A 14,534-nucleotide genomic window follows, 5' to 3' on the forward strand; every position below is an offset into this window, starting at 1 on the left:
GGTCGCGCGGGTCGCCGCCGCGGCCCGGCGGGTTTACCGGCTGGGTGCCCCGCGGGTTGCCGCTACCGGCTCGGTTCGCGCCGGTGGCGGGCCGGGCGGTGTTATCCGTTGTGCGCCCGCGGTTTCCGGTCTGACGGCCGGGGTTCTCGGGCTGCGGGGTGCGGCCGGTGCCGCTCTCGTTCGCGGTGCGGCGCTTACCGGCCTCGTCCTTGCGCCGGCGCTCGATACGTTCACTGTCGACCCGCTGCACGAGGTCGTGGACGGTGATCGGCTTGGAGGTCTGCGGTTCGTCCGCACGCCGGTTACGGGGGGCCTCATCGGAATCCGGCGCGGGGTATCGCTCCCACGGGGCGCGACCTCCGGGCCGGGACGAACGCCCGCGCCGATCGTCGTCACCCACCAACGAACCTCACTTCACTCTTCGTCGCGACCGGAGCTGTCGATTCCATCACTCCGGCGGCGGCACGCGCAGTCACATCCGGCCGAATCGGCCCCAGCCATGATAACGATTACGCCACAGTTGGCCACTTCTCAATCACCCATCACTGTCGGCGCAGGTCGGAGAGTATTCGCGCGTCAGCCTCCGCTGTGCATCACATCGGCGGCCGAGGGGACGGTGGGATCCTCGGGATCGTCGAGCCAGCCCTCCGGCAGCACCACCTTCGCCGCCGGGGAACCCTGGCGGCCGCGCGGCCCCTGCGCGTCCGCGGGGAACGGCACGTCCGGCGGCAGTTGCTCGATCAGTTCGCGCAGCTGTGTGAGACTGCCCACGGTCGCGAAGCTGCGGCGCAGCTGCGAACCCAGCGGGAAGCCCATGAAGTACCAGGCCATATGTTTGCGGATATCGCGCATGGCCTTGTCCTCGCCGTCGTGGTCGACGAGCAGAGTCGCGTGCCGGTACAGGATTTCGCCGACCCGGCCCAGTCGCGGTCCCTCCGGAATCGGTTCCCCGCGCAGTGCGGCGCTCAGTTCGGCGAACAGCCACGGACGGCCCAGGCACCCGCGTCCGACGACCACTCCGTCACAACCGGTTTCGGCGATCATCGCGAGTGCGTCTGCGGCACTGAAGATATCGCCGTTGCCGAGTACCGGAATCGTGGTGACGGCCTCCTTGAGCCGGGCGATAGCCGACCAGTCGGCGGTGCCGGAATACAGCTGGGCGGCGGTACGGGCGTGCAGCGACACCGCGGCGGCGCCCTCGGCCTCGGCGATGCGCCCGGTGTCGAGATAGGTCCGATGGTCGTCGTCGATGCCGATGCGGAATTTGAACGTCACCGGCACACCGGCGGGTTCGGCCGCCGCGACCATCTCCCGCACGATCTCGGCGAACAGCCGTCGCTTGTAGGGCAGCGCCGCACCGCCACCGAGCCGGGTCACCTTCTTCACGGGGCAGCCGAGGTTCATATCGATGTGGTCGGCCCAGCCCTCGCCGACGATGATGCGCACCGCCTCGCCGAGCGTCTTCGGGTCCACACCGTAGAGCTGCATCGAGCGGGGATGCTCGTCCTCGTCGAAGGCCATCATGTGCAGCGTCTTCTCGTGCCGCTCGACCACCGCGCGGGCGGTGATCATCTCGCAGACGTAGATCGAGGTGCGGCTGCCGAATTCGCGGCACAGCTTCCGGAACGCGACATTGGTGATCCCGGCCATGGGCGCGAGCACCACCGGCGGATCGACGGGGTAGGGGCCGATTCGCAATCCGGTTCTGGTGTCGAGTGCCGCGGTCACGAGTTCCAGTGTCCCATCCGAATGACAGTGCGAGAGATCACAGGTCTCCCAGTGCGTGCGACGGGACCGGTGCCGTGCGGCACCGGTCCCGGTTGTCGTCGTGCGGGCGAGCTCAGCTCGCCGCGGTGAGGTCGCGCTCGCGCTTGGCGGCCTCGCGGGCCAGCATGCGGTCGCGCTGCTCCTCGAACTTCAGGACGTCCTTGCCCAGCTTGTCCAGGAACAGGCCGAGCCGCTCGCGGGTCTGCTCGCCGCGCGCGGTGAAGTCGTCGCGCTCGAAGATCTGCCACTTCTTCAGCACCGGCTGCACCACGTCCTCGAGGTGCTGGCGCAGGTCGTAGATGCCGTGCTTGGCCATCAGCACACCGTTGCGGCGGAAGTTCGGCATTCCGGCGCCGGGCATCTGGAAGTTCTCGAGGATCAGGGTGATCGCGTCGAGGGCCTGATCGGGCGCCAGATCCAGCGCCGCACCGCACATGTTGCGGTAGAAGATCATGTGCAGGTTCTCGTCGGCGGCGACGCGCTGCAGCATGCGGTCGGCGATCGCGTCGTCGCACACCTTGCCGGTGTTGCGGTGGCTGACGCGGGTGGCCAGCTCCTGGAAGGTCACATAGGCGACCGAGTGCAGGAAGCCGGCGTCGGCCTCGGCGGGCGAGGCGAAGCCGTTGGTCATGTGGACCATGCGGGCCTGTTCCAGCGCCACCGGGTCCACGCCGCGGGTGACCACGAGGTAGTCGCGCATCACGATGCCGTGGCGGTTCTCCTCGGCGGTCCAACGGCCGACCCAGGTTCCCCAGGCGCCGTCCTGGGAGAAGTTCTCGGCGATCTCGCGGTGATAGGAGGGCAGGTTGTCCTCGGTGAGGAGGTTGGTGATCATCGCGGCCTTCGCCACTTCACTGAGCTTCGACTGCTCCGGATCCCAGTCCACGCCGCCCAGCGCGGCGAAGTTGCGGCCCTCGTCCCACGGCACGTAGTCGTGCGGGTGCCATTCCTTGGCCATCGAAAGGTGCCGGTTGACGTTTTCTTCGGCAACCGGCTCCAACTCCGTCAGCAGCTCGAGTTGAGTCAGATCCCTTGCCATACATACGCCCTTCGGTGTTGTCCTGCGATATTGCTGGTCGCCCCCCTGCTGGCCGTGCCGCCGCCGCCCATACCTTACGGCACCGTAGGTGTGATGCGAAGCGCACCTGTATGAGTTCACAGCCTCGGTGACTGAACTCATAAGGGTGTTCGGCACATGCCCCAACCGGTTGCGAGTGTAGGGGGCGGACCTGTGCGCCAACGGTGTATCGGCTGGGAGTCTCGAACGTTAGCCGAGTATCGGATTGCCCAGGTCTCGGGCATCCGAGCTGGGGGACGACACCGGAGACGGCGATGGGCCGGAGCTTGCACTCCGGCCCATCGGTGTGCCCCCACCAGGGCTCGAACCTGGGACCTGCGGATTAAAAGTCCGTAGCTCTACCAACTGAGCTATAGGGGCGCGGTCCGCAAGTCTAATGTTTCGCGCGCGGAAGTGGTAACCGGTATCGGTCTGGCGGTGGGGCGGTGGGTATCTGCGCTGGTCGCGCGGCATTCGACGGCGGGGCGGCGGCTCCCGGGAGCGGGATTGGCGCCGGCGATATCCGGGCGCCCCCCTGAACACCGGGCCGCGCCCGCCTCGACGGTCCGAGGGTTGCGTATCCCGTCCCCGCCGGTTCCGGAGCGACGGGGCGTCCCCGTATACCCGGCCGATTGCCGGGCAATCGCCTTGCTCAGCAATTTGTTTCAGCGCGGAAGTGTGGAAACATTGTCCAAACGTAGTGCGTGACAACATATTTGGTACGGGAGGTGATCGTGTCGGTGGATCCGCCCGGTGGCCGACCGCAGCGGCCGGGATGAGTCCCGGGTATCCACGGCGCCGGCCGGTGGTGGTGAACTTTGCTGGGGCGCGCCGGAATTCGCACACGAGTGCGCTAACCGGGCATTTGCCACAACCGGGTCCGGGTCCCGGTGAAGTGACTCCTCGGTACGTGGCGCGCCGCCCCCGGATTCGGGGTACGGTGATCGCTTGGTGAATTCCGGCGAATCCGGGAGATCTTCCGGCCGTTGGGATTCGGCCGAAGATTGTGGTGCCGGCACAGCTCGCGACCGGACGGGCCGGTCACGAGGTCGGAGGAGACGACGTCGCAGGAGGCGGATCCGAGACGAACAAAACGCCCGGGTGCGCACCCCCTGCGGCGCACCCGGACGTCGAAACTATACCAGCTGGTGTGTTTCAGGTATCCCTGCGAATTTTCGTACCGAAAGTCTGAAAGCCGGGCGTTAGCCCGGAATTAAGTATTTGAAAATCTAATAACTTCTCGTCGAGGACCGTCCCCTATCGGTTCCTCCGGCGGCAAGCAGCTTCGGAGGCGTTTCGAGCATGGCACGGCAGCAAGAGCGGGCCCGCCGGACACGGGCGGCGATCATCAGGTCCGCCGCCGTTGAATTCGGGAAGAGCGGCTATGCCGCGGCATCGCTGAATCGCATATTGGAGGGATCGCGCGCGACCAAGGGCGCGATGTACTTCCATTTCGATTCCAAGGAGGATCTGGCCCGGGCGGTGCTGGACGCTGCCGTCGAACGATATCGGGCGACGACCGAAAGGTGGCTGGCCAGAACGGATCTCGAGCCGCTGGACGTCATGCACGGGATGATCGACGAGGTCGCGCTGCGCCTGGAGAACGACATCATCGCCCAGGCGGAGTTCCGGCTCGTGATCGAACCGGAGTTCTATCAGGACGCGCGAGTCGGCGGCAGCCGTATCGTCAGCCGGTCGGCGCGGCTGCTCGCGGTGCGCGCCGTCGACCGCAAGCAGCTGCGCCTGGACACCGACCCGGACCGCTTCACCCGCACCCTGGCCGCCGCGCTGGCCGGGCAGCGCTACATCATCGATCTGCTCGGCGGCGGGGTCGATCTGCGCACCCGGTTCACCGAGGCCCTGGAGGTGATCATCGAGGCGATGGCGACTCAGGATTGGCTCGAGGAGTTCCGGCGGCACGGCTGGAAGGCCTCGGCACGCCTGGAAGATCTGAATCTGGGCCTCTGACCAGCCGATTTGGGAATAGCGCAAAGCCTGTCATAAGCTATGCGAGCTCCCAACGGAAGCCGTTGAGGTACGGACCGGAGAGATCCGGCGGGCCCCCTTCGTCTAGCGGCCTAGGACGCCGCCCTTTCAAGGCGGTAGCGCGGGTTCGAATCCCGTAGGGGGTACGGTGGCAACACCGTTGAGAGCATGCAAGGCCCTGTGGCGCAGTTGGTTAGCGCGCCGCCCTGTCACGGCGGAGGTCGCGGGTTCGAGTCCCGTCAGGGTCGCTTTGTTGTACGGCATTCGGTTCGGGTGCCCCGGCCAGGTAGCTCAGTTGGTACGAGCGTCCGCCTGAAAAGCGGAAGGTCGCCGGTTCGATCCCGGCCTTGGCCACTTTCAAATCCCCTCGACCTGCGGTCGGGGGGATTTTTCGTGTCCGGGATCACCGAGCGTCAGGCGAGCCGGCTGCCGGGGGTGCGATGTCTCGGCCTGCCGGGACAGATATGAACCGTTCGTTCGTCTCGGGGAGACGAAATCTGGGCGGAACGGGGGTCGGGGCGGGGTTGGGGGCCTACCGTCCGTGGTGTGGTGAAGGCGCGGGATGGTGACGTCGGGTCGGGCGAATATGTCGCTCGGATCGCCGCGCGGTTGAACGAGCAGGTGACCGGGGTCAGTTCGCTGATCAAGGATGCGCTCGAGCAGCGCATTCCGGAGTTGCGGGGGGATGCGCGGACGGTGGAGTTGCTGGGGGCGAGTGTCGAGGGGAATGTCGACACGATTCTGCATGCCCTGCGGCACGGGATCGCGGTGGAGCGGATCACCGCCCCGACCGCCGCGCTCGAATACGCCCGGCGGCTCGCCCAGCACGGGGTGCCGGTCAATGCGCTGGTGCGGGCATATCGGCTGGGGCAGCGGCGATTGACCGAGCTGGTCTTCGCGGAGCTGCACGCCATAGATATGGAGCCGACCACCCGGATCGCGGTGATCGAGGAGATCACCGATGTGCTGTTCGCCTATATCGACTGGATCTCACAGCAGGTTGTCGCGGTCTACGAGGAGGAGCGCGAGCGCTGGCTGGAGAACCGGAACAGCGTGCGCGCCATGCGGGTCCGGGAGGTACTGGCCGAGGACACCGCCGTCGACGTCGACGATGCCACCGCCGCGATCCGGTATCCGCTGCGCCGGCATCACGTGGCGATGGTGCTCTGGTATCCGGACGCCGACTCCGACAGCGACGACCTGGCGCGGTTGCAGCGATTCGTCCGTGAACTGGCCGGCGCGGTCGAGGTGGCTGCCGCTCCGCTGTTCGCCGCGGCCGACCGCACCAGCGGTTGGGTCTGGCTGCCGTACACCTCGGATCCCGATGATCCGGCCGCGCGGATCCGCCGGTTCGCCGCCCACCGGACGGATGCACCGCATATCGCGATCGGCGCCGTGGGGGTGGGAGTCGAGGGTTTCCGCCGCTCGCATCGTCAGGCCCAGCGGGCTCGCACGGTGGTGAGCCGAAGTGGGGCGGCGGACAAGGTCGTCGCGGCCACCGATCCGGGCTTGACCGCGGCCGCACTGCTCGGCGAGAACCCGGCGGCCGTCCGGGACTGGGTCGCCGACGTCCTCGGACCGCTGGCGGCCGACACCGCGAGCGATGCCAGGCTGCGCGACACCCTGCGCGTGTTCCTGCGCACCGGATCCAGCTACAAGGCGGCGGCGCAGGAACTGGATCTGCACTACAACTCGGTGAAGTACCGGGTGAGCCGGGCGGTGTCGCGGCGCGGGCGACCGATCGCCGACGACCGGCTCGATGTGGAGATCGCACTGCTGGTGTGCCAGTGGTACGGCACATCGGTGCTCATGCGCTGAGTCCGCGAACGCGCGCCGATTGGGTGAACTAATCGTGCAAAGCCCGGCGATTCTGCGCGATTTCTCGCATTGTCGCGGAGGTTCGCACGGAAAGTTCAGGTGTACCGCCCCTGGACGCCGCACTCGCCGGGGCCCGCCGCGCGCAGATTTTTTGTCTCGCGAAGACGAGACCTCCGGAGTAATTCGTCCACACGCGACGGTGTGGTACAGCTCACTAATTTCTACCGTTGACGTGTCCGTTCGAGACCGAGGATTCAGGACCGTCCATGCACCTTTCCGAGTTACCCGACCTGCGCAGCCGGCACGACCCCGGCGGGCCCTGTGTGGCCGACGATCAGGTCGAGCTGACCAACGCCGAGTTCGCCGAGGCGGTACACCGCGCGGCCACTGCCCTTGCCGCGCACGGAGTTTCCTCCGGTGATGTCGTCGCGGTGTCGTTGCCCAACACCGTGGCGCTGGTGGTATCCCTGTTCGCCGCGTGGCGTCTGGGCGCCGCGGTGACGCCGATCAATCCGTCGCTGGTTGCGGCCGAGGCCGGCTATCAGGTCGCCGACGCCGGGGCCGAGGTGCTGGTCACCGATCGGCCGATGGATATCGGGGCCACGGTCCTCACCCCTGACGAGCTCACCGCGCGACCGCCCGCCGATATCGCCCCCGAAACTCGCGACGATGCGCTGGCCCTGCTCGTCTACACCAGCGGGACCACCGGGCGCCCCAAGGGCGTCATGCTCGATCACGCGAACCTGAACGCCATGTGCGCCATGGTGATCGGCGCCTTCGAACTCACGGCCGCCGACCACAGCCTGCTGGTGTTGCCGCTGTTCCATGTCAACGGCATCGTGGTGAGCACGCTGGCACCGCTGCTCGCCGGCGGGCGCACCACGATCGCGGGACGGTTCAGCCCGAACGCGTTCTTCGACCGGCTCGAGCGCAGCCGCGCCACGTACTTCTCCGCCGTGCCGACCATCTACACGATGCTGGCCGATCTACCGCCGGAGATCGCCCCCGATACCTCGGCGGTGCGTTTCGCGGTCTGCGGCGCCGCACCCGCCAGTGCCGAACTGCTGCTGAAGTTCGAAAACCGTTACGGCATACCGATCGTCGAGGGCTACGGCCTGTCCGAGGGCACCTGCGCGAGCGTCGTCAATCCGCTGCGCGGCCGCCGCAAGCCGGGCACGGTCGGTCTCCCGCTGCCGGGCCAGACGATCCGCATCGCCGACCCCGACGGCAATCCGGTCGCCGACGGTGCCGCGGGTGAGGTGCTGATCCAGGGCCCGAATGTCATGCGCGGCTACCTGAATCGGCCGGAGGACACCGCCCGGACGATCGTCGACGGCTGGCTGCACACCGGCGATATCGGCCGCATCGACGAGGACGGCTACCTCGTCCTGGTGGACCGCGCCAAGGACATGATCATCCGCGGCGGCGAGAACATCTATCCCAAGGAGATCGAGAGCGTCGTCTACCAGCTGCCCGAGGTCGCCGAGGCCGCGGTGGTCGGCCGGGCCAGCGAGCTCTACGGCGAGGAACCGGTGCTGTTCCTCGCCCTGAACTCCGGCGCCACCCTCACCGCCGAACAGGTGCTCGCCCATACCCGGCGGAATTTGTCGAAATACAAACTGCCGGTGGCGATCACCTTCCTCGACGACCTGCCCAAGAACGCCGTCGGCAAACTCGACAAACCGTCGCTGCGCCGCGTGCCCACCGCCTGATCCGCCCCACGAGAAGGAGATATTCCGATGGGATTCACCAAGCCGGATCTGCCGGCAGTCGATCCGGACACGTTCCTGCAGAAACCGCTGATGGAGCGCATGCGCATCCTCGGCGCCGATTGGGCCGAAAACGGCTTCGGCTCACCGAAGATGGTGCATTGCGTCTACATCCTCAAACTGGTCGTGCTCTACGCCATCGGCGGAATCACGGTGGCCACACTGACTTCCGGCCTCCCGGCGTTCTGGCATGTCGCCGAATGGTGGAATCAGCCGATCGTCTATCAGAAGGCGGTCGTCTGGACCGTGCTGCTGGAGGTCGTCGGTCTCGCCGGTTCGTGGGGGCCGTTGGCCGGCAAGGTGAAACCGATGACCGGTGGCATCCTCTTTTGGGCCCGGCCCGGCACCATTCGGCAACGCCCGTGGGCATGGATACCCGGCACCGGCGGTGACCGCCGCACCTGGTTCGACGTCACGCTGTATCCGGCCCTGCTCGCGAGTCTGGTGCTCGCGCTGGCTCTGCCCGGCGCGCACAGTGATTCGCTGGCGGCGGTTGTGCCGGACAACGTGTCCGGGCTCATCGCTCCCGCCGTGCTGCTCGCGCCGATCGCGCTGCTGATTCTCAACGGCCTGCGCGACAAGGTCGTCTTTCTCGGTGCCCGCGGCGAGCAGTATCTGCCGGCGCTGATCGCGTTCACCGTATTCCCGTTCGTGAATATGATCGTCGCGTTGAAACTGCTGATCGTGGTCGTCTGGGTGGGCGCCGGATTCTCCAAACTCGGCAGGCATTTCTCCAACGTGGTGCCGCCGATGGTGTCCAACAGCCCGTCGGTGCCGTTCAAGTCGGTGAAACGCGCGCACTACAAGGACTTTCCGCGCGATATGCGTCCCTCCGGCATCGCGCATTTCATGGCCCACGTCAACGGCACCTGTGTGGAGATGCTGGTTCCGCTGGTGCTGCTGTTCTCCACGAACAAGTGGGTGACGCTGATCGCCGTGCTGATCATGGTGATCTTCCACCTCTTCATCGTCTCCACCTTCCCGCTGGCCGTGCCACTGGAATGGAACGTGCTGTTCGCCTACGCCACCGTCTTCCTGTTCCTCGGATTCCCGGCCTGGAACGGATACGCCGTGTGGGACATGTCGCCGGTGTGGCTGGTCGTCCCGGTGGTCGCCGCGCTGCTGTTCTTCCCGGTGCTCGGCAATCTGCGGCCCGACAAGGTGTCGTTCCTGCCGTCGATGCGGCAGTACGCGGGCAACTGGGCCTCGGCGGTGTGGACGTTCGCCCCGGGCACCGAGGAGAAGCTGAACCGGGTGACCCGCTCGGCCGGCAATCAGATCGATCAGTTCATCGAATTCGGTTACGAACCGCACTGGGCGGAGATCACCCTGCAGAAGACGATCGCCTGGCGCACCCTGCACAGCCAGGGCCGCGGCCTGTTCTCACTGCTGATCGCGCGGCTGCCCGATATCGATTCGCGCACGGTCCGGGAGGGGGAGTTCCTCTGCAACTCGATCGTGGGGTTCAATTTCGGTGACGGCCACTTCCACGACGAGGAGATGATCCGCGCGGTGCAGGACGAGGCTCGCTTCGAACCCGGCGAATGTGTGGTCGCCTGGGTGGAATCGGAGGCGTTCGGCAGCGGCGTGCAGCACTACAAGCTGATCGACGCCGCACTGGGTGTGATCGAACGCGGTACCTGGCGGGTCGCGGACGCGGTCGCCGAGCAGCCCTGGCTGCCGAACGGGCCGATTCCCCTGCAGCCCACCTGGACTCGTGCCGCCGCAGCGCGGATCGAACCCACGCAGGACGATTTCGGAGTGGTGGCGTGACAACCGCAGTGGTGGTCGGCGGCGGGCCCAACGGGCTCGCCGCCGCCGTCGCCCTCGCCTCCGAAGGTGTGGAGGTCACCGTGCTCGAGGCGGCCGAGCGGATCGGCGGCGGCACGCGCAGCGGCGAGGCGATCGTTCCCGGTCTGCTGCACGACCACTGTTCGGCCATCCACCCGATGGCCGTCGGATCCCCGTTCCTGACGAGTCTGGGCCTGGACCGCTACGGGCTCACCTGGCGGCTGGCCGAGATCGACTGTGTGCATCCGCTCGACGACGGCAGTGCCGGTGTGCTGTACCGCTCGGTCGAGCAGACCGCGGCCGGGCTCGGTCGTGACGGCTCGCGCTGGCGCCTGGCATTCGAACGCCCGGTGCGGCGATACGACGCGCTGAGCGAGGACATCATGCGCCCGCTGCTGCGCCTGCCGCACCATCCCCTGACGCTGGCCCGGTTCGGGTTGCCGACGCTGTTGCCCGGATCCACCTTCGCCCGGCTGTTCCGGACCGAGCAGGCCCGAGCGTTGTTCGGAGGTGTTGCGGCGCATGCCTTCCGGCCGTTGCATCAGCCGCTCACCTCGGCCATCGGACTCGGGATCTTCACGGCCGGGCATCGGCACGGCTGGGCGGTCGCGGCCGGCGGATCACAGGCGATCAGCGATGCGATGGCGGCGCTGCTGACGGAGCTGGGCGGAAAGATCGAGACCGGAGTGCGGATCGAGTCGGCGGCACAGCTGGCCCCCGCCGATATCACGCTCTTCGATCTGGCGCCCGATGCCGTCGGCCGCATTCTCGGGGACCGGCTGCCGGGCCGAGTCCGTCAGGCGTTCGGCCACTTTCGTCGCGGACCCGGCGCCTTCAAGGTGGATTTCGCGGTGGCGGAGGGAGTGCCGTGGACCAATCCGCAGGCCCGCCGTGCCGGAACCGTCCATCTCGGCGGGACCTACGCCGAACTCGCCGCGACCGAACGCGAGATCCACGCCGGTCGCATGCCCGAGCATCCGTTCGTCCTGGTCGGCCAGCAGTACCTGGCCGATCCGCAGCGCTCGGCAGGCGATGTGCATCCCGTGTGGAGTTATGCGCACGTCCCCCACGGCTTCACCGGCGACGCGACCGAGGCGATCATCGCGCAGATCGAGCGGTTCGCGCCCGGGTTCCGGGAACGCATCGTGGGACAGGCGGTTCGCTCGACGACCGAGATGGCCGTCTACAACCCGAACTATGCCGGCGGCGACATCATGACCGGCGCCAAGGACATTCGACAGTTGATGTTCGGACCGCGAACCACGTTGTCCCCCTACAGCCTCGGCGTTCCCGGCATGTACATCTGCTCGGCGGCGACACCGCCCGGGCCGGGAGCGCACGGCATGTGCGGCGCCAACGCGGCACAGCTCGCACTCGCCGAGATGAGGCTCAGGTAGGGGCCGAGGCACCTCGCTGCGCAATCACTTCAACACGTTGACCGCCCGCGCGATGACCAGTGCCGCGGTGATCAGCGATAGCGCGGATTCGGCCATCATCAGCGTCTTGGCCCAGCGGGTCATCGGCATCACATCGGTGGGGCTGAAGGCGGTGGCGTTGGTGAACGACAGGTAGAGGTAATCGAGAAATTCCGGTTCCCAGTCGGCGGGTGCCAGGTCGCGGTTCTGCATCTGGACGAACAGGAAATCCGGGAGCGGCTCCCGGGCGTGCGCCCGAGCGGCCGGCCCGCCGCGATCGAATTCCCAATACCAGAGCGCGAATACGGTGACGTTGGTCAGCCAGATGGCCGCTCCGGAGCCGAGCAGCACCGGCGGATCGTCGCTGAGAGTGCCGTCGATGAGCCCGGCGACGAGCCGGAACACCGACCATGCGGTGGCGATCCCCAGCAGCGCCGACATCGCCAGGCCACACCACCGCAGCCAGATCTCCTCCCGGTTCAGCCGCACCGGGCTGCTCACCACCAGCACGACCAGCAGCAGCACCTCGAGCATCGGCAGCAGCCAGATCGGCCGCAGCTGGAAATGATGGGGTAGCAGCAGCTGCAACACGATGATCCCCACCATCGCCGCCGTCGCCGCCCACCGCGATTCGCCCGCGGTGCGCCGTTTCCACGCCGGGATCTCGTCGCCGCTGGAGCTGTCGTTTCCGGAGGCGCTCACCCGAGCAGTATTGCCCGCGCGGGGACGGCACGCACGCAGGAACGCGGGCCCGGCAGGGCGGGGGCGACCCTAAGATGGGGAACCAACGCGCGTATGTCGGCTCGCAGGAGGCTCGGTGATGACTGTGGTTCGCAAGATGGTTCTGGGCGGCGCGATCGCCGTGATGCTGGGCTCGGGCACCGGGGCGGCGGTTGCAGAGACGGTTCCGTTTCAGATCAACCCCGCGCCGTACGGTAATCCGAACGGCAGCGTCGATTCGCTACCCGCCCGCTGTGTGGCCGTCACCGGTGCGCGAGCGGGGGAAATCACCATCACCGGCGCGAACGACCGTGGGTGGGGCTGCTACTCGGCGCCGGTGCGATGGCTGAACCTCGCCACCGGCGCGTCCGGCGAAGCCCGTCTTTCCGACGGCCTCAACGGGATTCCGCCGGCCGTCACGGTCGTGACCGGAAGCGGACCCGTCGTCGCCGTCGTTCTCACCGGCGGTGTGTACACCCCCGGCTTCGTCTCCGTGCAGGTGCCGTAACCGACGGCCGGCTCACAGCGCACGGGGGCGCGGTGGCAGCGGTACGAAGGCCGAAACCCGGTGCACCACATCCCGATACGCGGGGCGCCGCTGGAGACTGCGCTTTTCCATCATCGGAATGCTGACACCGACGAACATCGCGACCATGGTCACCACACCCGCGAGAACCCACCAGCTGCCCGGGGCCGCGGCCAGACCGAACAGGCCGAACGACAGCCAGACGCCGCACTCACCGAAATAGTTCGGATGCCGCGACCACGCCCACACTCCGCGGTCCATGACCTGGCCGGGAGATTTGGTGGCGGCGAAGCGATGCATCTGCAGGTCGGCGACGGTTTCCAGCGCCACCGCACCCGCACCGATCACGAATGCGACGACGTCGAGTACGCCGAACGGTTCGCCGGCGCGTGTCGCGACCACGTACACCGGAATCATCCCGGCGAACACCTGCAGCGTCGGAAAGATGTGAATGCCGAACAGATCCGCGGCGAAGGCGAATCTGCCCGCGCGTTCGCGCACCATCGGATAGCGCCAATCCTCATGGTGCATACCGGGAAATGTGGTCACCCAGTTGGCGGTGAGCCGCACCGCCCACACCAGCATGACGGCCATCATCAGCCACCAGCGCGCGGAATCGGACGGCTCGTCGCTGTGGATCCACCAGTAGAAGGCCAGCAGCGGCGGGATCACACTCCAGTACGGGTCGTAGAAACTGGAATTCTCGTAGATCCGGCTGAAGGCGAAGACCACGACCGTCGCGATCAGATCGGCGATCAGGCCGTCCAGCCACAGCAGTCCGGTGCCCGGACCCCACAGCAGCCACACCAGCGCGACCGCGACGGCGACCACATAGGCCGCCGTGACTCGAACCAGGGAGCCCGCTCTGCTCATGTGCGCACTCTATGCATCATGCGGCTGGGCCGAGTGGGATTCGGGTTGGGCCGAACTAATCGTGCAAACCTCGGCGCTTCGCGCAGATTTCGCGCATTTCGGCGCAGGTTTGCACGATAAATTCACCCTAGTCGTCGACAAGCCGATTCACTCCATGAGATGTCGATATTCGTCCGCGGCAGCGGGGGCGAGCAAGGTGGGCAGTACGAAACGCACCTGTGCCCGGATGTATTGCTCGACGGTGTAGCGCGGCGCGAAATGCCAATGTTTGAGGGCCCAGGCGTGGGCGAGCATCATCAGGTTGAAGACGACGAGATCCGGATCGAGGTCGTTCATCAGCCCGGCCGCGATTCCCGCCTCGACAGCGGCCCGCAGCGGGGCCGAGGTTTCGACCTCGAGTTCCTTGATCCGTTCGCGGCCTTCCGGATCGAGGGTCCGGCTCTCCCGATAGGTCAGGACCACGGCGTCGAGGTTCTCGTCGACGATTTCCACGTAGTGGCGGAAACCGGCGACGAGCCGCTCCACCGGATCGTCGCCGACCGCGTCCATGGCCGGAGCCAATTCGTCGCGGAAGGCATCGAGGATGTCGACGATGGCCGCGAGCAGCAGGTCTTCCTTACCGCCGAAATACTTGTAGATGAGCCCGACGCTCACATCGGCCTGATCCGCGAGTGCCTGCATCGACATCTGATGAAAGCCCGTGGTCTGCATGACGGCGACGGCCGCGTCGAGGAGTTGGCGCCGGCGCGAACTGGTTCGCACCGCGCGCACGGCCTCCTCGATTTCCATCGGTGCGGATCGCTTCGCCATCG

At 67.1% G+C, this 14,534-nt stretch carries 11 protein-coding genes, 4 tRNA genes and 1 pseudogene; 9 read left to right on the forward strand and 7 right to left on the reverse strand.

Annotated features, from left to right (window positions below; all coding sequences use genetic code 11):
* The 4 genes and pseudogenes from NK1_RS27755 to NK1_RS27770 form a co-directional block, all read right to left on the reverse strand.
* Nucleotides 1-400 (reverse strand): annotated as a pseudogene (locus NK1_RS27755) (LCP family protein); the annotation flags it as partial.
* Nucleotides 401-576: 176 nt separating this feature from the next.
* A complete protein-coding gene (gene dusB / locus NK1_RS27760) occupies nt 577-1,728 on the reverse strand; it encodes a tRNA dihydrouridine synthase DusB (protein WP_036497858.1) in 1,152 nt (383 codons plus the stop codon).
* A 112-nt stretch (nt 1,729-1,840) separates the two neighbouring features.
* Nucleotides 1,841-2,806: an acyl-ACP desaturase gene (locus NK1_RS27765; protein ID WP_036497861.1), complete on the reverse strand. Its 966-nt coding sequence runs from the start codon at nt 2,804-2,806 to the stop codon at nt 1,841-1,843.
* A gap of 326 nt (nt 2,807-3,132) precedes the next feature.
* A tRNA-Lys gene (locus NK1_RS27770) sits at nt 3,133-3,205 on the reverse strand.
* Between the two features lie 921 nt (nt 3,206-4,126).
* On the opposite strand from NK1_RS27770, the gene NK1_RS27775 reads away from it, so the two are divergent.
* The 8 genes from NK1_RS27775 (at nt 4,127) to NK1_RS27810 (ending at nt 11,585) form a co-directional block, all read left to right on the forward strand.
* The gene (locus NK1_RS27775) at nt 4,127-4,792 is read left to right on the forward strand and encodes a TetR family transcriptional regulator (protein WP_063013427.1); all 666 of its coding nucleotides are present in this window, start codon (nt 4,127-4,129) and stop codon (nt 4,790-4,792) included.
* Between the two features lie 91 nt (nt 4,793-4,883).
* Nucleotides 4,884-4,956: transfer RNA gene (locus NK1_RS27780), tRNA-Glu, on the forward strand.
* Nucleotides 4,957-4,984: 28 nt separating this feature from the next.
* A tRNA-Asp gene (locus tag NK1_RS27785) sits at nt 4,985-5,058 on the forward strand.
* Nucleotides 5,059-5,090: 32 nt separating this feature from the next.
* Nucleotides 5,091-5,164, forward strand: a tRNA-Phe gene (locus NK1_RS27790).
* Nucleotides 5,165-5,359: 195 nt separating this feature from the next.
* Nucleotides 5,360-6,628 (forward strand): PucR family transcriptional regulator, encoded by a 1,269-nt coding sequence (locus NK1_RS27795; RefSeq protein ID WP_063013494.1) that lies wholly within the window; start codon nt 5,360-5,362, stop codon nt 6,626-6,628.
* 266 nt (nt 6,629-6,894) lie between these two features.
* The gene (locus NK1_RS27800; protein ID WP_063013429.1) at nt 6,895-8,340 is read left to right on the forward strand and encodes a class I adenylate-forming enzyme family protein; all 1,446 of its coding nucleotides are present in this window, start codon (nt 6,895-6,897) and stop codon (nt 8,338-8,340) included.
* A gap of 27 nt (nt 8,341-8,367) precedes the next feature.
* Complete coding sequence (locus NK1_RS27805) at nt 8,368-10,170, forward strand: DUF3556 domain-containing protein (RefSeq protein ID WP_063013431.1); 1,803 nt, start codon at nt 8,368-8,370, stop codon at nt 10,168-10,170.
* Entirely contained in the window at nt 10,167-11,585 is a 1,419-nt protein-coding gene (locus NK1_RS27810) for a phytoene desaturase family protein (RefSeq protein WP_063013433.1), read from the forward strand. The genes NK1_RS27805 and NK1_RS27810 overlap by 4 nt, the downstream gene beginning before the upstream one ends.
* Before the next feature lie 24 nt (nt 11,586-11,609).
* On the opposite strand, the gene NK1_RS27815 is transcribed toward NK1_RS27810, so the two are convergent.
* Nucleotides 11,610-12,305 carry a DUF1345 domain-containing protein gene (locus NK1_RS27815; protein ID WP_063013435.1) on the reverse strand — a complete coding sequence of 232 codons (696 nt, stop codon included), beginning with the start codon at nt 12,303-12,305 and terminating at the stop codon, nt 11,610-11,612.
* 118 nt (nt 12,306-12,423) lie between these two features.
* Between NK1_RS27815 and NK1_RS27820 the strand changes: the two genes are divergently transcribed.
* Entirely contained in the window at nt 12,424-12,831 is a 408-nt protein-coding gene (locus NK1_RS27820) for a hypothetical protein (protein WP_063013437.1), read from the forward strand.
* Nucleotides 12,832-12,843: 12 nt separating this feature from the next.
* Here NK1_RS27820 and NK1_RS27825 read toward each other — a convergent pair whose 3' ends face one another.
* Together NK1_RS27825 and NK1_RS27830 are read right to left on the reverse strand one after the other, a co-directional pair.
* Nucleotides 12,844-13,722 carry a DUF1295 domain-containing protein gene (locus tag NK1_RS27825; RefSeq protein WP_063013439.1) on the reverse strand — a complete coding sequence of 293 codons (879 nt, stop codon included), beginning with the start codon at nt 13,720-13,722 and terminating at the stop codon, nt 12,844-12,846.
* A 147-nt stretch (nt 13,723-13,869) separates the two neighbouring features.
* The gene (locus NK1_RS27830) at nt 13,870-14,532 is read right to left on the reverse strand and encodes a TetR/AcrR family transcriptional regulator (protein WP_063013441.1); all 663 of its coding nucleotides are present in this window, start codon (nt 14,530-14,532) and stop codon (nt 13,870-13,872) included.
* Nucleotides 14,533-14,534 lie beyond the last annotated feature (2 nt).

Origin of the sequence: Nocardia kruczakiae NBRC 101016 (assembly GCF_001612965.1) — a bacterium.
GTDB lineage: Bacteria > Actinomycetota > Actinomycetes > Mycobacteriales > Mycobacteriaceae > Nocardia > Nocardia kruczakiae.

What these genes read in the sequence shown, in the direction of transcription:
- NK1_RS27765 (WP_036497861.1), bottom strand. Translation starts at nt 2,806, where the DNA reads ATGGCAAGGGATCTGACTCAACTCGAGCTGCTGACGGAGTTGGAGCCG.
- NK1_RS27775 (WP_063013427.1), top strand. Translation starts at nt 4,127, where the DNA reads ATGGCACGGCAGCAAGAGCGGGCCCGCCGGACACGGGCGGCGATCATC.
- NK1_RS27800 (WP_063013429.1), top strand. Translation starts at nt 6,895, where the DNA reads ATGCACCTTTCCGAGTTACCCGACCTGCGCAGCCGGCACGACCCCGGC.
- NK1_RS27805 (WP_063013431.1), top strand. Translation starts at nt 8,368, where the DNA reads ATGGGATTCACCAAGCCGGATCTGCCGGCAGTCGATCCGGACACGTTC.
- NK1_RS27820 (WP_063013437.1), top strand. Translation starts at nt 12,424, where the DNA reads ATGACTGTGGTTCGCAAGATGGTTCTGGGCGGCGCGATCGCCGTGATG.
- NK1_RS27825 (WP_063013439.1), bottom strand. Translation starts at nt 13,722, where the DNA reads ATGAGCAGAGCGGGCTCCCTGGTTCGAGTCACGGCGGCCTATGTGGTC.
- NK1_RS27830 (WP_063013441.1), bottom strand. Translation starts at nt 14,532, where the DNA reads ATGGCGAAGCGATCCGCACCGATGGAAATCGAGGAGGCCGTGCGCGCG.